General features: G+C 59.6%; 21 protein-coding genes. 12 read left to right on the top strand and 9 right to left on the bottom strand.

Annotated features, from left to right (window positions below; all coding sequences use genetic code 11):
* The first annotated feature begins 1 nt into the window (after nucleotide 1).
* From C5750_RS09055 to cfa, 8 genes are all read left to right on the top strand, one after another.
* A complete protein-coding gene (locus C5750_RS09055; RefSeq protein WP_130502093.1) occupies nucleotides 2–991 on the top strand; it encodes an ABC transporter permease in 990 nt (329 codons plus the stop codon).
* Nucleotides 984–1,895, top strand: a complete 912-nt coding sequence (locus C5750_RS09050) for an ABC transporter permease (RefSeq protein ID WP_105733533.1) — start codon at nucleotides 984–986, stop codon at nucleotides 1,893–1,895. Before C5750_RS09055 ends, C5750_RS09050 begins: the two co-directional genes overlap by 8 nt.
* On the top strand, nucleotides 1,895–2,728 hold the full coding sequence (locus C5750_RS09045; RefSeq protein WP_245421051.1) for an ABC transporter ATP-binding protein: 834 nt from the start codon (nucleotides 1,895–1,897) through the stop codon (nucleotides 2,726–2,728). Before C5750_RS09050 ends, C5750_RS09045 begins: the two co-directional genes overlap by 1 nt.
* Nucleotides 2,721–3,542 carry an ATP-binding cassette domain-containing protein gene (locus tag C5750_RS09040; RefSeq protein ID WP_105733532.1) on the top strand — a complete coding sequence of 274 codons (822 nt, stop codon included), beginning with the start codon at nucleotides 2,721–2,723 and terminating at the stop codon, nucleotides 3,540–3,542. The genes C5750_RS09045 and C5750_RS09040 overlap by 8 nt, the downstream gene beginning before the upstream one ends.
* Nucleotides 3,535–5,028, top strand: coding sequence for an amidohydrolase family protein (locus C5750_RS09035; protein ID WP_105733531.1), 1,494 nt, complete (start codon nucleotides 3,535–3,537; stop codon nucleotides 5,026–5,028). Before C5750_RS09040 ends, C5750_RS09035 begins: the two co-directional genes overlap by 8 nt.
* Nucleotides 5,025–5,957 carry a CobW family GTP-binding protein gene (locus C5750_RS09030; RefSeq protein ID WP_105733530.1) on the top strand — a complete coding sequence of 311 codons (933 nt, stop codon included), beginning with the start codon at nucleotides 5,025–5,027 and terminating at the stop codon, nucleotides 5,955–5,957. Before C5750_RS09035 ends, C5750_RS09030 begins: the two co-directional genes overlap by 4 nt.
* A gap of 22 nt (nucleotides 5,958–5,979) precedes the next feature.
* Nucleotides 5,980–7,440, top strand: a complete 1,461-nt coding sequence (locus C5750_RS09025) for a M81 family metallopeptidase (RefSeq protein ID WP_105733529.1) — start codon at nucleotides 5,980–5,982, stop codon at nucleotides 7,438–7,440.
* Nucleotides 7,441–7,563: 123 nt separating this feature from the next.
* Nucleotides 7,564–8,748, top strand: a complete 1,185-nt coding sequence (cfa, locus tag C5750_RS09020) for a cyclopropane fatty acyl phospholipid synthase (protein WP_105733528.1) — start codon at nucleotides 7,564–7,566, stop codon at nucleotides 8,746–8,748.
* A gap of 65 nt (nucleotides 8,749–8,813) precedes the next feature.
* Here cfa and C5750_RS09015 read toward each other — a convergent pair whose 3' ends face one another.
* The 4 genes from C5750_RS09015 to C5750_RS09000 form a co-directional block, all read right to left on the bottom strand.
* Nucleotides 8,814–11,600, bottom strand: a complete 2,787-nt coding sequence (locus C5750_RS09015) for an autotransporter family protein (RefSeq protein WP_105733527.1) — start codon at nucleotides 11,598–11,600, stop codon at nucleotides 8,814–8,816.
* 317 nt (nucleotides 11,601–11,917) lie between these two features.
* Nucleotides 11,918–12,856 (bottom strand): CDF family Co(II)/Ni(II) efflux transporter DmeF, encoded by a 939-nt coding sequence (dmeF, locus tag C5750_RS09010; RefSeq protein ID WP_105733526.1) that lies wholly within the window; start codon nucleotides 12,854–12,856, stop codon nucleotides 11,918–11,920.
* Nucleotides 12,853–13,131 carry a metal/formaldehyde-sensitive transcriptional repressor gene (locus C5750_RS09005; protein ID WP_105733525.1) on the bottom strand — a complete coding sequence of 93 codons (279 nt, stop codon included), beginning with the start codon at nucleotides 13,129–13,131 and terminating at the stop codon, nucleotides 12,853–12,855. The genes dmeF and C5750_RS09005 overlap by 4 nt, the downstream gene beginning before the upstream one ends.
* 92 nt (nucleotides 13,132–13,223) lie before the next feature.
* A complete protein-coding gene (locus C5750_RS09000) occupies nucleotides 13,224–13,790 on the bottom strand; it encodes a DUF4337 family protein (RefSeq protein WP_105733524.1) in 567 nt (188 codons plus the stop codon).
* 259 nt (nucleotides 13,791–14,049) lie between these two features.
* Between C5750_RS09000 and C5750_RS08995 the strand changes: the two genes are divergently transcribed.
* Nucleotides 14,050–14,763, top strand: a complete 714-nt coding sequence (locus C5750_RS08995; protein ID WP_162800196.1) for a transglutaminase-like cysteine peptidase — start codon at nucleotides 14,050–14,052, stop codon at nucleotides 14,761–14,763.
* Nucleotides 14,764–14,773: 10 nt separating this feature from the next.
* Here C5750_RS08995 and C5750_RS08990 read toward each other — a convergent pair whose 3' ends face one another.
* A complete protein-coding gene (locus C5750_RS08990) occupies nucleotides 14,774–15,760 on the bottom strand; it encodes a DUF1402 family protein (RefSeq protein WP_105733522.1) in 987 nt (328 codons plus the stop codon).
* A 236-nt stretch (nucleotides 15,761–15,996) separates the two neighbouring features.
* Here C5750_RS08990 and C5750_RS08985 point away from each other — a divergent pair, with 236 nt between their 5' ends.
* Together C5750_RS08985 and C5750_RS08980 are read left to right on the top strand one after the other, a co-directional pair.
* Nucleotides 15,997–16,665 carry a response regulator gene (locus C5750_RS08985; RefSeq protein ID WP_105733521.1) on the top strand — a complete coding sequence of 223 codons (669 nt, stop codon included), beginning with the start codon at nucleotides 15,997–15,999 and terminating at the stop codon, nucleotides 16,663–16,665.
* Nucleotides 16,655–18,100, top strand: coding sequence for a sensor histidine kinase (locus tag C5750_RS08980; protein WP_105733520.1), 1,446 nt, complete (start codon nucleotides 16,655–16,657; stop codon nucleotides 18,098–18,100). The genes C5750_RS08985 and C5750_RS08980 overlap by 11 nt, the downstream gene beginning before the upstream one ends.
* 16 nt (nucleotides 18,101–18,116) lie before the next feature.
* Here the strand turns inward: C5750_RS08980 and C5750_RS08975 are convergent, their stop codons facing one another.
* From C5750_RS08975 to C5750_RS08960, 4 genes are all read right to left on the bottom strand, one after another.
* On the bottom strand, nucleotides 18,117–18,995 hold the full coding sequence (locus tag C5750_RS08975) for an ABC transporter permease (protein WP_105733519.1): 879 nt from the start codon (nucleotides 18,993–18,995) through the stop codon (nucleotides 18,117–18,119).
* A 17-nt stretch (nucleotides 18,996–19,012) separates the two neighbouring features.
* The gene (locus C5750_RS08970; protein ID WP_105733518.1) at nucleotides 19,013–19,831 is read right to left on the bottom strand and encodes an ABC transporter ATP-binding protein; all 819 of its coding nucleotides are present in this window, start codon (nucleotides 19,829–19,831) and stop codon (nucleotides 19,013–19,015) included.
* 103 nt (nucleotides 19,832–19,934) lie between these two features.
* On the bottom strand, nucleotides 19,935–20,951 hold the full coding sequence (locus C5750_RS08965) for an ABC transporter substrate-binding protein (protein ID WP_105733517.1): 1,017 nt from the start codon (nucleotides 20,949–20,951) through the stop codon (nucleotides 19,935–19,937).
* 207 nt (nucleotides 20,952–21,158) lie between these two features.
* Entirely contained in the window at nucleotides 21,159–23,204 is a 2,046-nt protein-coding gene (locus C5750_RS08960) for a putative bifunctional diguanylate cyclase/phosphodiesterase (protein ID WP_105733516.1), read from the bottom strand.
* Nucleotides 23,205–23,489: 285 nt separating this feature from the next.
* Between C5750_RS08960 and C5750_RS08955 the strand changes: the two genes are divergently transcribed.
* The gene (locus tag C5750_RS08955; protein WP_245421050.1) at nucleotides 23,490–24,236 is read left to right on the top strand and encodes a transporter substrate-binding domain-containing protein; all 747 of its coding nucleotides are present in this window, start codon (nucleotides 23,490–23,492) and stop codon (nucleotides 24,234–24,236) included.
* The last annotated feature ends 14 nt before the right edge of the window (nucleotides 24,237–24,250 follow it).

Below are 24,250 nucleotides of genomic sequence, written 5' to 3'. Positions count from 1 at the left end.
GATGCTGAAGCTGCTCGTTTCACGGTTCTTCTACGCATGTGTCATCATTCTGGGTGTCGTCCTCGTCGTTTCGTCGCTGGTGAAGCTGGTTCCCGGTGATCCGGTGGACGTGATCGCGGCGGGAAATCCGGGCATGAGCGTTGCTGACATGGATCGCCTGCGCGAACGGATGGGGCTCACGCGCTCCATTCCCGAGCAGTTTGCCAGCTATCTCGGCCATGCCGTGCAGGGTGACATGGGCACATCCATCCGCCAGGGCGTGCCCGTGACCAAGCTGATCGCGGAGCGGCTGCCGGCCACTGCCGAACTTGCCTTCTGGGCACTTGTGCTGGCCTTCATCTTCGCCATTCCGCTTGGCATTGCCACGGCACTCAAACGCGGCAGCTGGCTTGACTACACCGGCACGTTCATTGCGGTGCTCGGCGTATCGACACCGGGATTCCTCCTGGCGGTGCTGATGATCCTCTGGTTTTCCATCGAACTGCGCTGGCTTCCGGCATCCGGCTATCGGGGTTCGGCGCTTCTGGCCGTGGGAAAGGCCGTTGTTGAGGGAAAATTCTCGGTTTTCTGGAACGCGTTCCGCTATTTCATCCTGCCTGCCATCTCGCTCGCCTTCGTGCTCATTGCCGTCAATGCCCGGGTGATCCGCTCGGCGATGCTGGAAGTCCTGCAACAGGATTTCATCACCTTCGCCACGGCGAAGGGCGTCCCGCGCCTGCGGATCGTGCTGCGCCACGCCTTGCGCAACGCCTTGCTTCCGGTGGTCACCCTGGCCGGGCTGCAGATGGGTGCGCTGTTGTCCGGAACGGTGGTGATCGAGACCGTGTTCGCATGGCCCGGCATCGGGCGGCTTGCGGTCGATTCCATCCATGTGCGCGACTATCCGATCATCCAGGCCGTCGTTCTCGTCTCGGCCGTCCTGTTCATCGTCCTGAACCTGACCGTCGACATTCTCTATCGCTTCATCGATCCAAGGGTGCGTGATGACTGACATCGCAACCATTCCCATCGGCACGCAGGGTACCGAACCCGCCGCCAAGCAGGAACGCAGCTTCCTCTCCAGCCTCGGGCGCAGCGCCAAGGGACTGACAGGCCTGTTTCTGATCATGCTGGTTGTCGCCTGTGCGCTCTTCGCACGGCAGATCGTGCCCTATGACCACGCCCAGCAGGTGATCGAATGGCGATACGCCCCGACAGCCTGGCAGGCGGGAGGCAGCACCCGCAACCTGCTTGGCGGCGATAATATGGGCCGCGATATCTTCAGCCGCACGATCATGGGCGCGCAGATTTCGGTGCAGGTGGCCTTGATCGTGGTCTCCATCGCGCTGGTCATCGGCTCGGTGCTGGGCGCATTGGCCGGCTATTTCGGCGGGTGGATCGATACATTGATCATGCGGGCAGTCGATTTTCAGCTCGCCTTCCCGTTTCTCCTTTTGGCGCTGATCTTCATGGCGGTTCTCGGGCCGGGATTCGCAACCCTGGTCATGGCCCTGTCCTTTGCGCTCTGGATCAACTTTGCCCGCATCGTGCGCAGCGAAACCATGCGCATCCGCAAGCTCGATTATGTCGATGCGGCCATCACCATGGGCGTTTCGCAGCTGCGCATCATTGCAACCCATGTCCTGCCCAATGTGCTGCCCGCAGTGCTGGTCATGGCCACGCTCGACATAGCGCTGGTGATCATTTCCGAGGCGTCGCTCTCGTTCCTGGGCCTCGGCGTTCAACCGCCCACGGCCTCCTGGGGCGTGATGATCGCGGAAGGACGCGACTTTCTCTACGACCAGCCATGGATCGTCATCGCGCCGGGAATTGCGGTGCTGATTTCCTCCGTCGGCATCAACCTCTTCGGTGATTTCCTGCGCGATTATTTCGATCCGCGGCTGGAGAGGATGTGATGGTGGCGGCATCTCCCCTTCTGTCCGTCGGCAATCTGACGGTCGACTATCCCAGCCGCACCGGGCTTATCCGCGCGGTCGATGGCGTCAGCTTCTCCATCAGTGCCGGTTCCGTCCTTGGCGTCGTCGGTGAAAGCGGGTCAGGCAAATCATCGGTCGGCTTCGCCCTGATGGGCCTGACCGATGCCTCCAAGGCGGTTCTCGGCGGCACCATCACCTTCGAGGGACGCGATATGCTGACACTTTCGCGCAGCGCGTGGCGGCAACTGCGCGGCGACCGCATTGCCATGGTGTTTCAGGACGCCATGGCAACCCTCAACCCGGTCATGCGCATCGGCGATCAGATCGGCGAGGTTTTCCGCTGGCATCGGCCGGAAATGTCGCGGCGCGCCATTCGCGCGGCCTGCCTGGAACTGCTGGAACGGGTCGGCATCAAGGATGCCGGGCGCCGGATCGACAGCTATCCGCACCAGCTCTCCGGCGGCATGCGCCAACGGGTGGTGATCGCCGCGGCCATTGCGTTGAAGCCCAGCCTCCTGATCGCGGATGAACCGACCACCGCGCTCGACGTGACCGTGCAGGCACAGATTCTCGAGCTTATGCAGACTCTCTGCCGCGAACAGGGAACGGCGCTGATCCTTGTCAGCCATGATCTCGACGTGGTCAGTGATGTCTGCCGGGATGTCGTGGTCATGAAGGACGGCGTTGTTGTCGAGGCAGGCCCGGTGGATGACGTGCTGATGAACCCGCAACACGCCTACACGCAAATCCTCCTGAAGGCCCGGCCGGGCTTCGGCTCGGGGCACATGAACACAGGAGCACCCCATGGCTGACGATATTCTCCTCGAAGTCAAAGGTCTCATCCGCAGCTTCGCCCTGTCGGCAGGGTTCTTCGCCAAGCCAAGGCAACTCATTGCCGTCAACAATGTCAACTTCCAGATCAGCCGCGGCGAAGCCTTTGGTCTCGTTGGCGAAAGCGGCTCGGGCAAATCAACCATCGGCCGCATCATCGCACGGCTGTCCCAGCCCAGTGCCGGGTCGGTGACATTCGATGGAACGGATTGGCTGGCGCTCAAGGGAAAGGCATTGCGGGAAAAGCGGCGCGATGTGCAGATGATCTTTCAAAGCCCCTATGCATCGCTTGACCCGCGATGGCGCGTGCGTGACCTTTTGGCCGAACCGCTCAAATCCTATACGGACCTGACGGGATCAGCCCTGACCAGCCGCGCGGCCGAGCTGATGGAACAGGTCGGCCTGCATTCCGGCTGGATCAATCGCTTTCCGCACCAGTTTTCCGGCGGGCAGCGTCAGCGCATCGCCATAGCAAGGGCGCTGGCGTCAAAGCCCAAGCTCCTGATCGCCGACGAGCCCGTATCAGCGCTCGATGTCTCAAGCCAGGCGCAAATCCTGCAGCTGCTGCGCTCGATCTGTACCGAGCAGGGTTTGGCGATGCTGTTCATCTCGCACGACCTCTCGGTCGTCGATCATCTCTGCCAGCGCGTCGGTGTTCTCAACCATGGCATATTGGAAGAAGTCGGACCGACCGGACAGATTTTCCGCAACCCGCAATCCAGCTACACCCGCCGCCTGATCGAGGCGGTTCCCGGCAAAAAGCGCCGGGCGGCAGAAGGAGCCATGCATGCTTGATATCCTGATCCGCGGCGGCCGCGTGATCGATCCGGAAACCGGATTTGATGCGGTTGCGGACGTGGCCATTACCGGCGACCGTATCGTTGCCGTGGGGCATGATCTGGGCGCGGCGCGGCAGGTCATCGATGCCACGGGCCTTGTTGTTGCACCCGGCTTCATCGACATTCACGCCCACGGCCAGTCGGTACCCGCCGACCGGATGCAGGCTTTTGACGGGGTGACCACCGCGCTGGAACTGGAGGTTGGCGCCCTGCCGGTCGGCGCCTGGTACAAGCGGCAGGCGCAGGTGCGCCGCGTGCTCAACTATGGCACCGCATCCGCGTGGATTTTTGCGCGCAAGGCCGTGATGATCGGCCTCGAACTGCAGGATGGCGAGGCGTCCCTGACCGTCATGGGGCGCGGTGCGGACGATCCGCGATGGTCGGTTCAGGCGGCAAACGAGGCGGAAGCGAACAGGATCGTCGCCCTCACCCGGCAGGGAATCGAGGAAGGCGGCCTGGGGATCGGCATCCCCAACGGCTACGCGCCCGGCGCAGGCGCAAAGGAGATGAGCCTGATCTGCGATCTTGCCGCCGAAACCGATACGCCGACCTATACGCACATCGCGCAGATGTCGAACATCGATCCCAAAAGTTCGATCGAGGCCTATGTCAACCTGATCGGCCTTGCCGCGGCCACCGGCGCCCACATGCACATCTGTCACCTGAACTCGACCAGCCTCCAGGACGTCGACCGCGCGGCAAAACTCATCGCCAAAGCCCAGGCGCAGGGGCTGAAGATCACCACCGAGGCCTATCCCTACGGCACCGGTTCGACGATTGTCAGCGCCGGGTTCTTTGCCGATCCGGCCTTTTCGCAACGCACCGGCACGGGCTACGACGCCATCGAACTGGTGACGACCCATCGCCGCCTGCGCGACATCGACGACCTGCTGGCATCGCGGGAGGCGGATCCGTCGGCGCTTGTGCTCTGGCATTTCCTCGACACCGAAGACAATGCTGCCGACCGCGCGCTTCTGGATATTTCCGTGCTTTATCCCGGAGGCGCCATTGCCTCGGACGCCATGCCGTGGACACAGCCGGACGGCGGGCTCTATGAAGGCGATGAATGGCCACTCGGGGACGACAAGACCTCGCATCCCCGCTCTTCCGGCACCTTCACCCGCTTCCTGCGGCAATGGGTGCACGAGCGCCAGATGCTGCCTCTCGGTGAGGCCATCGCCAAATGCTCGCTCATCCCCGCACGGATTGTCGAGCGCTGCGCGCCGCTGTTCCGGCGCAAAGGCCGGCTGCAGGCAGGCTGCGACGCAGACATCGTGATATTCGATCTGGAACAGGTTGCGGACAGGGCGACATTCGCCCGGATGAACCTCCCCTCGGATGGCATGCGCCATGTTCTGGTCAATGGCCAGCCGGTTATTTCGAACGGTACCCTCGATCTGAATGCAGCACCCGGCCGCGCCATCCGGCGGGGTGACCGGTGAGCATCCCGGTCCTGGTTGTCACCGGCTTTCTCGGTGCAGGCAAGACAACGCTCATCAACACCTTGCTGGCGCAGGCACAGAACCGCCGCATCAGCGCCATCGTCAACGATTTCGGCGCCATCAACATCGATGCCGACCTCATTGCCGGGAGTGCCGACAGCGTTGTGGGCCTGCAGAACGGGTGCATCTGCTGCACGCTGCAAGGCGATCTGCTGCGCACGCTCAAGCTTGTCCTTTCCCGGCCGGTCCGTCCCGATCATATCCTGATCGAGGCCAGCGGCGTTGCCGATCCGCGCGGCATCACCGAAGCGCTGATGGACCCGATCCTGCGCGATGCCGTGCGGCTGGATGCGGTCGTTGCGGTTGTTGACGCCGACGAAGTCGCCAGCAATCCCCAGCGCAGGCAGGATGACCTATGGCGTGCACAGGTTGCGGCTGCGGACTTTATCGCGCTTGCCAAGACCGCGGGCCTCGCCCCGGGCGAAATATCCGGTTTGCGGGCAAATCTCGGTGCTCAGAACAAGGCGATGATTTTTGATACCGGCGAGGAGACGATGCCGATCGACGCACTATTCGTCACCAACCGGCCGCTGTTCGCTCCGGCAGGCTCGCACGGCGATGGCATGCCCGTCGACGCGTCGCGCTTCGCCGCGGTCGAGTGGCAATCGGAGGAAGCCATCCATGCCGGCGCCTTTCAGGCGGTCATCCAGGCACTGTCGCCGATGCTGATCCGCGCCAAGGGCATCGTGAATTTTGTCGAAAAACCGGGAAACAGTTTTCTTCTGCAGATGGTCGGCCGCCGCGCCTCGCTCACCCGGCTGTCGCAAAGCCAGCCGGGTTGCCGCCTGGTTCTCATCGGCGAAGCCGCCATCTTTGATCCGGCTGCCGTTCGCGGCCGTCTTGCGGACATGTCCAAGCCACCATTTTAACCCAACGGGGAGGAAAAACGTCATGCGCGTATTCAGTGCGGTACTGGCCACGGAAACCAATACATTTTCTCCAATCCCGACGGATCTGGCCGCCTTTGTCGAAAAGGGCGAATATTATCCCGCCGGCAAACATCCCGATCACATGACCCTGTGCAGCGGGCCCCTGTGGGCACTGCGCGAGCGCGGGCGCCGGGAAGGCTGGACGTTGTTCGAAGGCGTGACAGCTTTTGCGCAGCCGGGCGGGCGCACCATCCGCCATGTCTATGAAAAGCTGCGGGACGAGCTTCTGGACGACCTGCGTGCCGCCATGCCGGTGGACATGGTGTGCCTGCTCTTGCACGGTGCCATGGTGGCCGAAGGCTATGACGACTGCGAAGGCGATATTCTCGCGCGCGTCCGCGCCCTGGTTGGACCCGAGACGGTTGTCGGCGTGGAGCTCGATCCTCACTGCCATATGACATCGGCGATGATCGAAAATGTCGATGTTCTCCTCACGTTCAAGGAATATCCACACACCGACATCTATGAATGCGCGGTCGAACTGGTCGATCTCTGCGCCAGGATCGCCAAGGGAGAGATCAAGCCAACGCCAGCCCTTGCCGACACCGGCATGGTGTCACTCATCCGCACGACCACGGAACCGGGGCTGTCGCTGACAAAACATGTGCGAGCCCTGGAAAAGCAGGACAAAGTGCTGTCCGTATCGATTGCACAAGGCTTTCCCTGGGCCGATGTTCCTGACATGGGAACCCGCGTGGTGGTTTATACCGACAATGACCCGGATGCCGCACGAAACCTGGCGCGGGATCTGGCCGGCAAACTCTATTCGATGCGTGAATCCTTCGTCCCGCCCATGCCCGATATCGATGAAGCGCTCGATCTGGCGCTGGCAACGCCGGGTGGTACCGTCGTGATCGCGGACGTCGCTGATAATGCCGGCGGCGGCGCAGCCAGCGATTCCACCTTTTTCCTCCGCCGCATGGTTGACCGCAGGACCGGCAATGCCGTGATAGGTCCCGTCTGGGATCCGGTCGCCGTGCAGTTTGCCTTTGCCGCCGGACACGGCGCGGTTCTGCCCCTGCGCATTGGCGGCAAGGTCGGACCAGGGTCCGGCAACCCCGTGGATGCCACGTGCCGCGTCATCGGGCTGAAACGCAATCTGATGACCAGCAGCCTCGGCGGAACACCCTATCAGATGGGCGATTGCGCCCTGGTTGATTGCGGCGGTGTCGAGGTCCTCCTGACCATGGTGCGGGCGCAGGCAATCCACCCCGATCTTTTCACCAATATAGGCTGCGACCTGGCAAAAAAACGAATCGTCGTGGTCAAGTCGACCCAGCATTTCCGCGATGCGTTCGAGCCCATCGCCAGCGCGGTGATCTATGCAGCGGCGGAAGGAACCGTCACCACGGATCTGAGCACCTTGCCCTATACCTGCATCCAGCTGCCGAAATGGCCGATCAGAACGGCCGGTTCCGCTTAACCGGTTGCGGAGCGCGGCTGCCCGCCTGAACAAGTTTTGACATTGCGTCGTCCTTTCTGCTCATATGGCCAAATCAGTTTTCGATCCAAACGGCACACTTGAAGCACCAGCGCTGGAGCAACCATGGACGTGGATTTTGACGACGCATCGAAGAAAGAAGCCCAACCGGCACCGGCTGGCGGCAGAAAGTCTTCAGCACTCGGTACATTGAGCAATCTCCTTGGCCGTGCCGGTATCCGCGTCAATGGCGATGCGCCCTGGGACATCCAGATCAAGGATCCGAGAGCCCCGACCCGCATTCTGGCGCAAGGCAGTCTGGGCCTCGGCGAAAGCTACATGGATGGCTGGTGGGAATGTGCAGCGCTGGATCAGTTCTTCGACCGCATATTCCGCGCCAATCTGACCGAACATGTGACGGCCAAGGACGTGTTGCAGACGTTGCGCGCACGCTTGCTCAACCTGCAGAACAGCAGGCGCTCCTGGCAGGTGGGCAAAGAGCACTACGATGTCGGCAATGACCTGTTTTCCGCAATGCTTGACCGCCGCATGACCTATTCCTGCGGTTACTGGAAAGACGCCAGCAATCTCGACGATGCCCAGAGTGCAAAGCTCGATCTCGTTTGCCGCAAGCTCGGCCTTCAACCGGGCATGCGTCTTCTGGATGTCGGCTGTGGCTGGGGCAGCCTGATGCAGTTTGCCGCCGAAAATTATGGCGTCTCCTGCGTCGGTCTGACCATTTCCAAGGAGCAGGCGGAGTTTGCACAACGGACATTGAAAGGCCTGCCCGTCGAGTTCCGCCTCGCGGACTACCGCTCCTTCAACGTCGAGGGACTTGAGAAATTCGACCGGATTTCCTCGATCGGCATGTTTGAGCATGTCGGACACAAGAACTACACCGCCTTCTTTGACGCCTGCAGGCGCAGCCTGTCGGATGACGGATTGTTCCTGCTGCACACGATCGGGCGAAAGCGCACCCGGAACATGATCGATCCATGGTTCGACCGGTATATCTTCCCCAATGGTGAACTGCCGTCCCTGGCAGAAATCTCCACCAGCGTGGATGGCCGCTTCGTCATCGAGGACGTGCATAATTTCGGCGCTGACTACGACAAGACACTGCTGGCGTGGCATGCGCGGTTCGAGGCCGCATGGCCGCAATTCGCATCCAAATATGGCGAGCGCTTCTATCGCATGTGGCGTTACTATCTGCTGTGCATGGCCGGGTGCTTCCGCGCGCGCCAAATCCAGCTTTGGCAGACGGTCCTTTCACCCCAGGGTGTTGCCGGAGGATACCGGCGGCACTCCTGAATGAGGCAGGACCGCGCAGCAGATCAGCCCCCGGCTACGTCATCCTGCGCAGAGCAACGTGACGGCTACCACTTCACGGTCAGGCCGACATTCCCTTCAAAGGCTCGCTTCCTCTCGCCGCTGACATCAAACGTGTAGTCGGCGGTGACGAAGGCGCTCACATTCTTGCTAAAGTTGTGGACGATGCCGCCGCCCAATTCCAGCGACGTGCTTTCCGCCTGGGTCGTGATCGGATCGTTGCCGAAGAGCACCGTATCGGTGGCCTTGAAGTTGTGCCACAGATTGGCCTTCAGATAAGGCTGGAACAATCCATGCGCGGTCTGGTAATTGCCTTGCAACCTTGCACCGAAGCGGCCTGTGACGGCATCGTTGCTATCGAACGCAACACCGGAAAACGCATCCTGCTGATTGTCGAACCAGGCGCGCTGCCAGATGAGCTGCGCCTGCGGCTCAAGCAGCCAATTGTCGGTCAGTGCGAAGGGATAGCCGCCTTCCAGCGACACGGTAATGCCGCTGCCGTCATAATCGATGCCGGCGCCGCTCACAGAGCGTGCATTGCCGCCATACCAGGTTCCCATCACAACGCCGTCCAGATACCAGCCGGATGGCCCGATATGCGTCCAGTACCCGCCAACACTCGTGGCATCGACCTTGATCTTGCCCGTGCTCAAATTATTCCAGCCAAAAGCCTGGCCTTTGACATCGGAATTCATGCCGGCATAGCCGAAGAAGATACCCGCTATATCCCGATGGCCGCCTTCACTCTGCCGGCGCAGGATATCGATACCCGTTTGGACACCCCATATTGATCCGTCGATTGAGGGCGACGCCGTCCCTGCCCATCCCTGTTCCGTGCTCTGGCCGAAAACGCGTCCCCAGGCAGCCGACAGTTCACTGCCCGGCGTGAGAACGCTCTGCTCGCCGCGGCGCTCATGGAATGTGCCGAGCGTTGCCAGTGTCGCCAGCCGCGCAGCCGGCGGCAGCGCGGAATAGGTCGCGACTTCCGGACGGAGCAGCGGCACGACACTCACGGACACCCCGCCGCGCTCCTCAACGACCGGTGTGACCGGCGTTGCCCCCGGTTCCGGCGGTTGTACTCCTCCTCCGGTAGATACAGGTGGCTGCACAACGTTTGGTGTGGTTGGATCGGTCGGCGCAATGATCGGTCCGACCGGCGTTGGATTGTCCGGCGTCGGCGTCGGGGTGACATATTCCGAGCGCAGATACCAATTCTGCGCCGTGTTGGCGCTGACGCCGCCCTTGAACAGAAAATACTCGTAAGCGCCGGCCGCCGCACGGCCGTTCAGATGAAAGGCGCCTGCTGCCGTTGTCGCACCGTTCACGGCGTCGACCACCTTGATCCCGTCAATCACCGTCGCAGCGCCGGTCCCTCCGACGTTGGTCACGGCAATACCGGTCGTGCCGGTCGCCGTTCCTCCGGATAGAACGAGCTTGTCGGATGCGGCAGAGTCATCGCCAAGAACAGTGTTCAGGAGCAGCGAACCATTGTTGCCGGCATAATTGCCGACGACCGTCAGCCTGTCGCCGGCAGCACCCGAACCATTGGTCAGATCGATGACACCCGCATTGGTGACGGTGATGGCCGGTCCGCCGGAATAGGGCGTGATCGATGGATTAAAGCCACCCCCGGCGAGGAGTTTTGCACCCGATGACACGGTGACATTGCCCGTCAGGTCCTTTTGCAGGGTGAAGCTGCCGGTCTGGATAAAACTGTCGTGAAAATCTCCGGTGCCTGCCCAGGTCCAGTCTGTACCCGTCATGTTCATCGTCTGGAAATTGGTGAAGGCGTTGTCGATCAGCCCCGAACCCTGAAGGGTCAGCTGATTGCTGCCGCCGCCGCCATTGGCGGTTCCGATGATCTTTGAACCGGTCTGCAGCGTGAAGTCGATATTGCCGTTGCCGCCGCTCAGGGCAAAACCATTGCCGCCATTCAGCAATCCGGCATTTGTAATCCTGGTCGGGCCATTGAGCGTGCGGATCGCGGGGCCCTGGTCACTGATGATCTGGCCGCCAGCCAAATTCTCGATCGTCGCATTGAAGCTTGAGCCCAATGTGTTCGAAAATACACCATCTGATACGGGATTGGTGGATGTGGCCCCGCCTTGCGCGTGGATCACGCCGCTGTTGGTCAGACGGGCATTGATGCCCTGCATGTAGACCGTTGGCGCACTGTTGCCGGTTGTGGTCAACGTGCCTGTGTTGATGACTGTTCCGTTTGATCCGAGAATGGAGGCCGCGCGTGCATTGCTTCCATTGGTTGTGACCGTTCCGTTGTTGATCAGGGTATTGTTCGGCGATCCGCCACCGCTCTGCCCCCAACTGGCCGTCATGCCGTAGGCGTAGGGTCCGGTCGTGGTGATCGTGCCATTGTTTATGAGCGTGTTGCCGGAGCCGTCCGCCGCCATGCCGTCATTATATTGGTTGGTCGTGCTGATCGAACCGTTGTTGGTCAGACTGTTGTTGCTTCCGGTGCCGACCAGACCCGCGCCGCGATTAAGCCCTGCACTGCCCGATCCCGTCAGCGATATCGCGCCATTGTTCACCACCGTACTGCCATCGATGACGCTGACACCCGAATTCTCGGCGGGGCTGCGCACGATATTCAACTGGGCACCGCTGCCGACATTGACCGAGACGCCGGAGCTTCCCGCCACCGCATGAACGCCCGCCGTCGCGGGATTGGGCGCGGAGGTATCGCAGGTGACCGTTTGACCCGATGCCGGCGCGAGGCTGCTGCAGGCGGCCCAACCGGCCGATGAGCTTGCGATGGAGATGAGTGCCGATGTTGCAAACAGAGATAGAAGTCGCGTGTGTAACACGGAAATACGCATAGTTGCTCCCCCAGCATTCTGGTGCGAAGACGCACCAAGGCAGATCAAAATGCATATTTTGTTGAAATGAGGCTAGTCAGTTCAGAGTATTTCTTTGCTCGATCCACATGGAATGAACACTGCGTGGCAAAAATAACACAACGAAACACTACTACCTTCGAAATGCGTGGAATAAATACCAATAGCTTCTGCCATGTGGCCATTCAACTACCGGCAGACGAGGAAAAATGGTTAATATCGCTCCTGGAAATACACTCTCTTGAAGACAGAAGCCCGAGAGAATCATCGAAGCATCTCTATCAATTCTGCTGCTTCTTTCAGGCTGCCTTGTGCTCAACCTCGACCGTCACATGTGACAGATCGTGAATATGGGAAAGCTTGGCGCGATAGGACGACGGCGCTTTCGGATGATCACTCACCAGCGAAACAATGGCGCCGTGGTGGCCAGGCCCAAGCTGCCAGACATGCAGATCCGTGATTAAATCCCCTTCCCGTTCGATGACCGAACGGATTTCTTCCGGCAGATCCTCGCTTGACGGGACATAATCCAGCAATACGCCACCGGCACGCCGGATCAGCGCGAACGACCAATTGGCAATGACCAGCGCACCGACGATGCCAATGGCCGGGTCGAGCCAAACCCACCCATAAAGACTTGCTGTTACAAGAGCGCCGATGGCAAGCACCGAGGTCAGCGCGTCAGCGAGCACGTGAATATAGGCCGCCTGCAGATTATTGTCGTGCGCGTGAGCATGCGCATGGTCGTGATGATGGTCGCCATGATGCGCATGATCATCGCGCAGGAGCCAGGCGGACAGCAGGTTGACCGCAAGACCAACGGCGGCAATCGATATGGCCTGGGGAAAGTTGATCGGCACGGGATTGGCCAGCCTGACGAAGCTTTCCCAGGCAATCAGCAGAGCAATCAGGGCGAGAACCACGGCGCTGGCGAAGGCGGCGAGATCACCGAACTTTCCGGTTCCGAAGGTAAAACGCGGATTGCGGGCATGCTTTCGCGCATAAAGATAGGCCAGGGCAACTATCAGCATTGCCGCCGCATGGGTCGACATATGCCAGCCATCCGCCACCAGCGCCATCGAACCGTACACGGTTCCGGCGGCAATTTCAGCAATCATCATGACCGTGGTCAGGGCGATAACCATCCATGTGCGCCGTTCGTTGCGCGCATGGTTTTGGCCAAGGAACATATGGTCATGTGAGCCGGCCTGCGGCTGTGCGCTGTGCTGATGGGTCATTTGAGATACGTCCTTACGACATCAATGAGTTCCGCGGCACCCTGGGCCCGCTCCGCATCCGGATCCATGTCCGGATCGACCACATGCATGCGAATATGGTCTTCGATAAGCTCGACAACCAGCCCGTTTATCGCGCCACGCACGGATGCGACGAGATTGAGGATGTCGCCGCAGGCAACTTCCGCCTCCAGCGCGCGCTCCACCGCCTCCATCTGCCCCTTCAGGCGGCGGATGCGGGCGAGGAGTTTGGCTTTTTCTTTGGTTGTATGCGACATAATATACCCCCCTACCCTATATTACGCAGGAATGCAACCGAATTGTTGCCTCCGTGGTTTCAGACACGGGCAATCAAACCAGCGAAGGCAACTCAGATCGCGTAGGTCGCCCCGGCAATGATTGTTCCGATAACCCCGAGAAGAATGGATGCATACCAGGGCCAGCGGCGGCCACCGGTGATAATGGCAATGGTTGCAACCGCGATCGCTATATGCAGGAACGTCGCGGCAATGGTCAGGTGATGGTGGCGCCCTTCATGAACGAGGCCCTCCTGCAAGGCATCCTCCGATTTGACCTCGAAGTCCCGCGCGGTTTTCTGGATCTCCTGGCTTTCCACCTCATTGCGCTGCGACTGGGACGCGAAGTCAGCGGCTTTCGGCCCGCCCTGCGCCGCGGCAATATCGTACATGTTCTTCTTGAGGCTCTTGGCCTGGAAAAAATTCCAGTTGTCGGTCGCCTTGTTCTGGAAAAGCACGGCCTGGGTCTTGGCCGCGGTCGCCCCGCCGCTCTCGATTGTCTCCAGGCTCCCGACACCGGCCGCAACAACCGCGAGAACCGCAATCGTTACCGCGACAATGGCAAGAAAGGCATTCTCGCTGTGCAGGGCATGCTCGGCATGTTCGGTATGTTCATAGGCTTCAGACGCGATTTCTTCCATCGAGATTCTCCCATTCTCCTGATGCTATGGGATCGCTCGCAATTTGGTCGAATTGTGATGGATGCACCCCCATGCATCCATCACCCTTGTCCAGCAATCCACACCGCTGAGAAACTACACCGCATTGCCGATCGATACGAGCGGAGAAACCCGGCAGCATGACATGCTTGGCGCTGTTAACCATTTGTTTAACATTTGATTGATTGAGGCAGGTATTCTGGCGTTAACTCCTTGTTAAGAATGTGTTGGGGTAGCGGCAATGTTGCGTATGTTGAGCGTTGCGATCTGTGTGTTTCTGGGCCTTTCATCGCTGACGCATGCGGGTTCTTCGAACCCATCCACCTCAGCCACGGCCCGGTCCGTTTCCTTCGAGCGCCGTGCAGCCCTGTTCGGTGCGATCCCCGGCAGCACAAAGCCATCGCCGGCAAGCGCCGCAGCCACCGGCGGCAAGACGAGCGTTCCCTATGGCTGGGTGGATTTTTGCGGCCGCCGCCCCGAGGAATGCAATGTCTCACCCCTGCCGGCAGCCGAGGTCAAACTCACAGCACAAACATGGACTTATCTTGAACATATCAACCGGCAGGTGAACGCCTCCATCGAACCCATGAGCAATCTTGAGCATTGGGGCACGATGATGGATCACTGGGATTACCCGGTTGACGGCAAAGGCGACTGCAAGATCTATGCACTGTACAAGCGCAAGCTTCTGCTTGACGCCGGATTTCCGCGGCAGGCGCTGCTCATGACCATCGTGCGCGATTTGAACGACGAAGGTCACACGATCCTGACGGTAAAGACCGACCGCGGTGACTTCGTCCTCGACAATCTGGCTGAAGATGTCAGGCCATGGGACGCCACCGGCTATAATTTCCTCAAGCGCCAGTCGCAGCAAAACCCGAATATCTGGGTTTCCATCAACCTGCGCGGAGACGCGTCGAGAGCCTCCACCGCAAGCCTTCAGGCAAGAAACTGATCTCTACCGGTCATTGCCCGTTCGATTGAAGAATACCTTCAAGGTCGTCGAGTTTTTCATTGATCAGCCAGCCATAATAGTTTTCGACCGGATATTTGCGGTTGCTCCCGCTTGCGATCGCCTGCCGCAACTCTGCGGCCCGGCGCCGTGGCTGCCCGACATTGTACAGCGTCGCCGTGATGCCGGGATTTTTTGAAATGTCGAAGCCCTGCGCCGCATAGGCATCAATGGCATCGCGCACGATTGCCGCGATGTAGACGACGCTGCGGTCGGGATCCATGACATCGCGATAAACCGCCTGAGGCTGATCGGGGGAAAGTTTTGGAAGCTTGCTGACCTGCGAGACAAGGTCCGTGACCTCCAGGGCCGCCAGCGGGCTTATCTGGCCAAGGCCAAACGTCTGACCACCATAGAACGGCTGGAAGAATGCCCGCTGAAGCGAAATGGGTTCATAGGCCACGTCATCGACAGTCTTGCCGCGAAACCGGTCGTCCCAGACCTGATCACGGCAATTCCACAGCTCGGCGCTGGCCGTCAGCGCGGCACACGCGGCAAATTCGGGCCTTTTGACAAAAGCCTGGATCGTGACGCCCTTGTAGCGGAAGGAGAAATCCGCATTGGCATAGGCCAGCGCCTTCACATAATAGGTCTGCACCTTGCCGACGGCACTCACATTGTAGGTATGCTCCCCGACCAGCGCACCAACGATGTGAATGGGATCGATATGATAGGCGCGGGCTGCTTCCTTGATCTGGGCAACCAGCTTTGTCTCGCGCGTCAGCAGCGCAATGATCTGCTTGTATTTTTCGTCATAGGTTGTGTTGAACGCCTTCGCCCGGTCCGCCGATGTCTTGGGAATTGGCGGCTGCATCCCGGAACGGTTGCCCGGCGGCACCAGCACCTCATTGGCAGCGTCGGCCGTTTGCCCGAGAAAACCACCGATGCCAATGCCAATGACCAGCATTGCGGCCAAGCGAGATACCGCGGGAAAGCTCATAAAGTACGTCTCCATTCTTGACCGAAAGCATAGGGGAAGCATGCGCTCGAATTGTACAGGCAGGAATGTCACGCAGGTATGATTGTGGTAAAGATTGGGTCTGTACCTGCGGCTCTTTTCCACACCTGGCGCTCTTATCATGAATCCCCGTGCTGGCGAGACACAGGAATCCTGTTCGCCCGCAAAAAATCCACGCGCATTGGTAAATTTCTGCGGCCGTAGTATATCCTGCACCTATGCGCATACTCCTCGTTGAAGACAATCGTGATTTGGCATCCTGGCTCGATAAAGCACTGCGGCAGGCCCATTATGCCGTCGATACGGTCTATAATGGCGAGGATGCCGACCATGCGCTCAGGGTTGCCGACTATGCCCTTGTCATTCTCGATCTGTCCCTGCCCAAAATGGACGGAATGACCGTGCTGCGGCGCTTGCGCAAGAGCGGCAGTACCGTTCCGGTCATCATACTGACCGCAAATGCAAGCCTTGGCGGGCGGGTTGCGGGGCTTGATGAAGGCGCCGATGACTATCTGGCCAAACCCTTCGAGATCGCCGAACTGGAAGCGCGTATCCGGGCCCAGCTCCGGCGCGGACACAACCGGGCCAATCCCGAGATCGAGCTGGGTGAATTGCTGTTCGACGGCAGGACGCGGCAGTTTTTTCTGTCCGGCAAGCTCATGTCGCTGACACCGCGCGAGCATGCGGTGCTGGAGCACCTGATCTTCAAGGCGGGGACAACGGTCAGCAAAACCGTTCTGTGCGAAAGTGTCTTCGGTTTCAACGATTTGGCCGATGCAAATGCCATAGAGATTTATGTTCACAGGGTACGCAAGAAGCTGGAAGGCAGTTCGGTGAAAATCGCAACATTGCGCGGCATGGGTTATCTTTTGCGCCATGGCGAATGACGGCAAGACCCGAGCCCCATCGAAATCCCGCCGTTTGTGGAAACGGCTCAGCGAGAGCTTGCGGGTCCAGCTTCTGCTGTGGATCGTTCTTCCGCTGATCGGCGTGATCTGCGTCAATCTCGTCATCAGCTTTCAATCGGCCGAGGCCACCGCCGATCTGATCAGCGATCAGCTGCTGCTGGCGTCAGCCCGGGTGATCGCCGAAGCGGTGACGGTAGACACCAACAACGGCACGGTTGCCGTGGATATTCCACCCGCTGCGCTGGAGATGTTCGATATCGGCCACGGCGACCAGGTTTTTTACCGGGTACTGACGGCATGGGGAACCCTTGTCTCCGGCTTCGACAACCTGCCCGAACCCAAGAAGGAACAGGTGGGCGAGGATGCGGTGTTCAGAGGCGCTCCAGTGCGCGTACTGACGCTGAACCACCCGGTCATCGGCCTGGCGCGCGATGCCGAAGTGTCCGTGTCGGTCGCGGTGACGCTGAATGGCGAACGGGCAATGCGGCAAAGGCTCTGGCTGTCGGATTTCACCAAACAGGTGCTTCTGGTTCTCGTGGCCGGCTTTGTCGCCATTGTCGGGCTGCAGCGCGGGCTCACCCCGGTCCTGCGCCTGCGCGATGCGGTGCGCGAACAGGGACGGGAGCGGCTTGATCCGTTTTCGCCCGAAACCGTGCAGACCGAACTGCGCCCCCTGGTCCACGCCCTCAACGATTATATGGAGCGCGTGCAAAGCCAGATGGCGGCACAGAGGCGGTTCGTCTCCAACGCGGCACACCAGTTGCGCACGCCCCTCACCCTGGTCGCAACCCAGGCAAGCTTCGCCGCGCGGGAACAGGACAACGAGCGCCGCAACGAAGCCTTGCAGGCTCTCCGGTCGAGCACGAAACAGCTCGCACGCCTTGCCAGCCAGCTGCTGACATTGTCACGCGCCGAGCCGGGCAGCCGCAGGCCGCGGCGCGACAGGGTCGACATGACCGCGGCAACACGGCAGGTCCTCGACACCTATGCCGAAACCGCCTTGCGCCGCCAGATCGATCTCGGCTTCGAGGCAAGCGAACCGGCTTTCGTCGAGGGCGATGGCCCGATGCTGTCCGAGATGATTGTCAATCTCATCGACAATGCCCTGCGCTACACGCCGGTTGGCGGCACTGTCACGGTTGCCGTTTCCAAGGGTGACGAATGGGTGCACCTTCGTGTCGAAGACAACGGGCCGGGTATACCTGATGATGAAAGAGCGAAGGTTTTCGAGCGGTTTTACCGCGTCATGGACGTGCAGCCCGAGGGCAGCGGGCTCGGCCTTGCCATTGTCAAGGAAGTCGTCGACGGCGCCGATGGCACGGTGAATTTGGGCACATCCCCGAGCGGGGGATTGACCGTGGACATCAAGCTGCCAACAGTAAAACAGGACCGGAGCGAGCCGGTCCTGTCTTGATCCTTGGCATGCCGAATTACTGCATGTCGGTGTGCTGCTGCGGGCGCCACTTTGCCAGCCGGGTTTCGATCATGGTCATGATCATTTCCGCCAGCAGCGTGACAAGCATCACCAGAATGATGGCGGCGTACATGCCGGCTGCATCGAATGTGCCCTTGGCAATCGAGATCAACTGGCCGATGCCAAAGCGTGCACCGACAAATTCACCGACGATGGCACCAATGATGGCAAAACCGAAACTGACGTGAAGGCTGGCGAAAATCCAGCTCATCGCCGATGGCACGATCACCGTGCGCGTCACCTGCCAGTTGGATGCCCCGAGAATGCGGGCATTGGCAATCATGTTGCGGTCGGCTTCGCGAACGCCCTGGAACGCGTTGGCAAACACCACGAAGAACACCATGATGAAGGCCAGCGCCACTTTGGATGCCAGTCCCAGCCCCATGATCATGATGAAGATGGGGGCAAGAACAACACGCGGGATCGAGTTGATCGCCTTGATATAAACCGAGAAAATGTCAGAGAGAAACTGGTTGCGGCCAAGGCCGATGCCAACCAGAACGCCGGCAATGGAGCCCGCGAAAAAGCCGATCAGCGCTTCTTCCATGGTAACCCACAGATTGAACCAGAGCGATCCTTCGGCGGTGCCTTCCGTGATCCATTCATACAGGCGCATGACAATGCCGCTTGGGCTGGAATAGAAAAACGGATCGATCCAGAGCCTGTTGGCTGCAAGTTCCCAGGCGCCGAGAATGCCGACCAGAATGACCAGCCGCCAGAACAGCACAGCCTGTTTGCGGCGTTGCATCGCCTTGAGAGCGGCAGCCTCTATTTCTGCATCCGAGGTTCCGGCGCGGAAAATCGGAGCCATGTTTTCCAATGGGGTATCGGTCATGATGATATTCCTCCGGTTCAGGCTGCCTGACTGGCGCGGCGATAGCTCATTTCCACTTCGTCGCGCAGATCTTCCCAGATCGTGCGGCAATATTCGATGAAACGGGGCTCGTAGCGAATGTCAGCAACCACGCGCGGACGCGGGAGATTGATGGGATAGACGGATTTCACCGTTGCAGGTCCGGCGGTCAGCACATAGACCTTGTCAGCAAGGGCGACAGCCTCTTCAAGGTCGTGCGTCACAAAGATGACCGATGCCTTGCGTTCCGCCCACAGGCGCAACAGCTCTTCATGCATCACGGTGCGGGTCTGCACGTCCAATGCCGAGAACGGCTCGTCCATCAACAGAATTTCGGGTTCATTGATGAAGGTCTGGGCCAGGGACACACGCTTGCGCATGCCGCCCGAAAGCTGGTGCGGATAATGCTGCTCGAAGCGGGACAAGCCGACGCGGGCGAGCCAGTCCCTGGCGCTGCGGGTGGCTTCCGCATGGGATTTTCCCCGGAAGAGCGGGCCGGCCATGACATTGTCAATGACATTGCGCCATGGGAACAGGGCGTCGGTCTGGAAGACGAAGCCGACCCTCGGATCGATACCATTGACCGGGCCGCCCATCAGGCGCACTTCGCCGGCGCTTGGCCGGGCAAGTCCGGTGACAAGATTGAGCGTTGTCGACTTTCCGCAGCCGGTCGGCCCGACTACGGCGACGAACTCACCGGGTTCGACCACCATGTTGAAATCGCGCAAGGCGGTCAGCGACTTGCCGGTCGGTGAAACAAAGCGGCGGCTGACATTGATCAGTTCAATGGCAGGGGTCTGGGATGCATTCTCTTTCATGGCAAATACCTGGGGCGTGCTGAATAACGGGCGTGCACGCAATGCCCGATACCAAAGGATCGCTTCCAGCCGCTGGCGGCCGGAAGCGATAGGCTCGGAAAGGTTATTTGGCAGCTTTCACAAATTCAGACGTGAAGGTCTTGGAAAGATCGATCTGCTTGCCTTTGACGTTCTTGGAGAAACTCGACAGAACGTTGAGCACGGTCTGCGGGCCATCCGCAGGCATGATGCCATCGGCGGTAAACATGGCCTTGCCATCGGCAAGCGCCTTTACATAACCTTCCTTGTCGCCGACGTAGAAATCCTTCGGCATCTTGTCGGCAATGTCATCCGCACTGTGGGTGTTGATGTATTTCAAGGTCTTGACGAAAGCATTGGCAAGCTTCTGCGTCGTTTCCTTGTGTGCATCGACCCATGATGTTTCCATATAGAGCGACGCGGCAGGATAGGTTCCGCCGAGCGCGGCCCGCGTGCTTTCAACCGAGCGCATGTCGATCAGGACGCTTGCTTCCTTGGTCTTGAGCATGCGCGAGATTGTCGGCTCCGTTGTCATGCCGGCCTGGATCTTGTCCTGCTGCATGGCGGCGATGAAGGTTGCACCGGCACCGACCGGCACGGATGTAAATTCTCCGGGCTGCAAGCCGCTCTTGAACGCCAGATACTGCGTGAGGAAATTGGTGGAGGAACCAAGCCCGGTAACGCCGAGGCTCATGCCCTTGAAGTCCGCTGCAGACTTGATCTCGGGGTGTTTGGTCGAAACCAGTTCGACTTCGCCCGGCGCCTGACTGAACTGAACGATCGATTCGACGAGCTTGCCCTTGGCCTGCAGGTCGATGCAGTGATCATAGAAACCGACAACGCCCTGGACGGCGCCTGCCAGCAGCTGGTTTTCGGCATCGACACCGGCCGGTTCGTTGAGCAGCTCAACATCCAGGCCTTCGTCCTTGAAATAGCCGAGCGCTTCGGCAAGCTTTGCAGGCAAATAGATGTGCTTTTCATAGCCGCCCACCATGATGGTGATCTTGTCATCGGCATGAGCGGCGGATCCGGCACCCAATGTGCTGGCGGCCATCAGAACAGCAAAAGAAGCCGTGTGAAAAAAAGAGCGTGAAAGTGCCATTGTTCCGTCCTCGATTTGTTTCCCGCACCCTCAATTCTTGTCACACCGTGGGTGTGTTCTTATGGATGCAGGGGTACTATAGATGACGCAACCTTTCAGTTAGCTTTCAGCCGCGAAAAGCCATTTTCTGTTCTGCGATGCTCCCCGGCGCAGGGGCGAAATTCCAGGCCGGTAATGCCAGCATGGCGGTTGGTTGCGGCAGGGCATCTACGCTGCAATACCGGCTTCAATCCTGCTGATCTGGCCGCTGATCATGATCTGGTCCAGCGGAGCGGGCCTGCCCAGATAGAAGCCCTGCGCCGCATCGCATCCCTCCGCGTCCAGAAGCGACAGCTGGCTCTGCGTTTCAATGCCCTCGGCCAGAACGGGTATGCTGAGGCTTTTACCCAGCGCGAGAACCGCACGGATGATGGCTTTTGCCTGCGGGCTCGTCTCGACTTCGCTCATGAAGGAACGGTCCAGCTTGATCGTATCGAAGGGAAACGACCGCAGGGTTTCAAGCGACGAATATCCGGTTCCGAAATCATCGAGGGCGATGGTGACACCCAGTTGCTTGATCTGGCGCAGGATATGCAGGGTGCGGACCTTATCGGCGATGATGGTCGATTCCGTCAGTTCGAGTTCGAGGCGGCTGGCAGGCAGCTGGGTTTCCAGCAGAATTTCATGGATCAGCTTCGGCAGGTCCGCATGCGAAAGCTGAACGGGCGACAGATTCACCGCAATCTTGTAGGCGGGCGTCCAGGATGTGGCGGCGGCACAGGCCGTGCGCAGGACCCATTCGCCCAGTTGCAGGATCAGCCCGGTTTCCTCCGCGAGCGGGATGAATTCGGACGGCGGAATGAAGCCATGCTTGGGGTGCTTCCAGCGCAGCAGAACCTCGTAGCCGCGAACCTCGCCGGTCGAAACAGCGGTCTGCACCTGATAGTGCAGGTCGAGCTCGTTGTTGTCGAGCGCCTCACGCAGCTCTCCGGCCAATGTCCGGCGGGCCCGGACCGTTTCATCCATTCCCTGTTCGTAGAAGCAGACAGCCTTGGTCCGGTCGGCCTTGGCGCGATACATGGCAAGGTCGGCATTGTTGATCAGCATTTCCTTGGTATCGGCATCATCGGGATAGAGCGCAACGCCGATGCTCGCGCCGGGCGTCACCTCAAAATCACCGATGCGGATGGGCTTGAACATCGCGGTTTCAATGCGTGCGAGAAATCCGTTCAGCGCTTCTGCGCTGTGTGCGTGATGAATGGCGGCAAATTCATCCCCGCCCAGCCGGGCGACAAATTCCCCGTCGCGCAAGAGATCGCTCATGCGCAACGCCAGCGTGCGCAGAACCTCATCGCCGGAACTATGCCCCCGCACATCGTTGATTTCCTTGAAGCGGTCGAGGTCGATACAGACCAGCGCAATCCGCTTTCCGGTATTGCCGGCGGCGCGGATTTCCCGGTCGAGACGGTCATTGAAGCTGACCCGGTTGGGAAGGCCCGTCAGGCTGTCGTTCATCGCCATCTGGCGCAACCGCTGATACGAATCTGCCCGTGTGCGGTCATCGATGAGGTAGCTGACGAGCCCCGTACCCACGACAATCATGCCCACCAGCGCAATCGCCAGGGCCATCGCCTGCAGGGCCGCGTGATCGGTGAACGCACCCGCCGTCGACAGGGGGGTGATTTTGAACGCCGTCATGCCGGTAAAATGGAGGCTGACAATGGCAAGCGCCAGCACGCCGGACGCAGCGGCCAGTCGCCTGTTGAATTTGCCGTTGACGGCAAGGTGCATTGAAACTGCTGAAAAGACGACCGAAAGAACGATCGAGGCCACCAGATAGGTCATGTCCCAGTCGACGATACCTTGGACACGATAGGCGAACATGCCGGTGTAATGCATGGCTGCGATGGACACGCCCAACAACGAACCGCCTGTAATGGGCGTCAACCAGCTCGATCCGCTCGTGGCCATGACGAAGCTTACCAGCGCCCCGCCGATTGCGACCAGAAGCGAAACGATGGTCAGGACGGCATCGAAGGCGACGGGCGCTCCCGGATCGTAGGCCAGCATGGCAATGAAGTGCGTACACCAGATTGCCGATCCTGCGGCCGTTGCCGTCAGGAAGTGCCATCCGATCTTTTCCGGACCCGTTGTATTCGCCGCCCGCTGGAACAGGCGAAAGATCGCCCAGGAACCCGACACACAAACGAACGCCGCAAGGAGAACAAGCCAAATGTTGTGCTTTCCGCCGATGCACGCCATCACCAACATCATGATTACGGTTCTCTCTGTCCCTGTTGCGTCCTCCCAGGGTCATCCACTACGGTCAAAGACTTGATGTTGAATTAACGGATCAGGTTATTATTGGGTTGATTTCCAGCTCTCGCAATTGGCAACCCGCAGCCCCCTCGCCCAGCCCGGTTTTCTAAATTTGAACTTGAGCCGTTCAATCAAAATAAATCATGTCGTGACATCGCGGGGCGCCGGTTACACTTTATTCATTTCGAGGCAACCAAATGGTTCAAAATGCTATTTGGGGCACAGAAGATGAAATCGGTATTGGCTCTTGCAATTGCAGCTTTGATTTCGCTCGGCGGCATGGCTTCGGCGGAAAAGCAGACACTGAGAATAGCGACCGAGGGCGCCTACCCTCCGTTCAATTTCATCGATGCCTCCGGCAAGCTGACCGGTTTCGATGTCGAAATCGCCCATGCCCTCTGCAAGGAGATGGACGCAGACTGTTCATTGGTCACGGTGCCGTGGGTGGAGATCATCACGCGGCTTGAACAGCACGAATACGATCTGGTGGTTGCCAGCATGTCGCTGACCGATGAACGCGCGAAGCGCATGGAATTTTCCACGCCCTATTACCGTTCCCATTCGGCCTTTGCCGGCGATCCGCAGAAATTTCACGACATTTCCCCCGCTGCCTTGAAGGGCATTAAAATCGGCGCGGGCAAGGATACAATGCAGGCTGAGTATCTCAAGAAGGTCTACCCCGAAAGCACGATCATTCTGGCTAAGGATCAGCCCTCCGCTCAGAAACTGCTGACCTCCGGCAGTGTCGATCTGATGCTGGCGGACTCGATAGAACTGCTTGCCTTTCTGCAGTCGCCCGAAAATTCCAGGTTCGACTATGTCGGCGATCCGCTCACCAGCGATCTCCTGCGCAGCACGTCACACGTAACGGCCTCGAAGGGCAATACCGAGCTCATCCAGCGGGTCAACGAGGCGTTGAGCCAGATCCGGCTCAACGGAACCTATGACCGGATCAACAACAACTACTTTCCCTTCAGCATCTATTAGGCCATTACCCGACA

It is taken from the genome of Phyllobacterium myrsinacearum (assembly GCF_002980555.1).
In the GTDB taxonomy this organism is placed as follows: Bacteria; Pseudomonadota; Alphaproteobacteria; order Rhizobiales; family Rhizobiaceae; genus Phyllobacterium; species Phyllobacterium myrsinacearum.
This window is presented reverse-complemented; position numbering and strand designations above follow the sequence as displayed.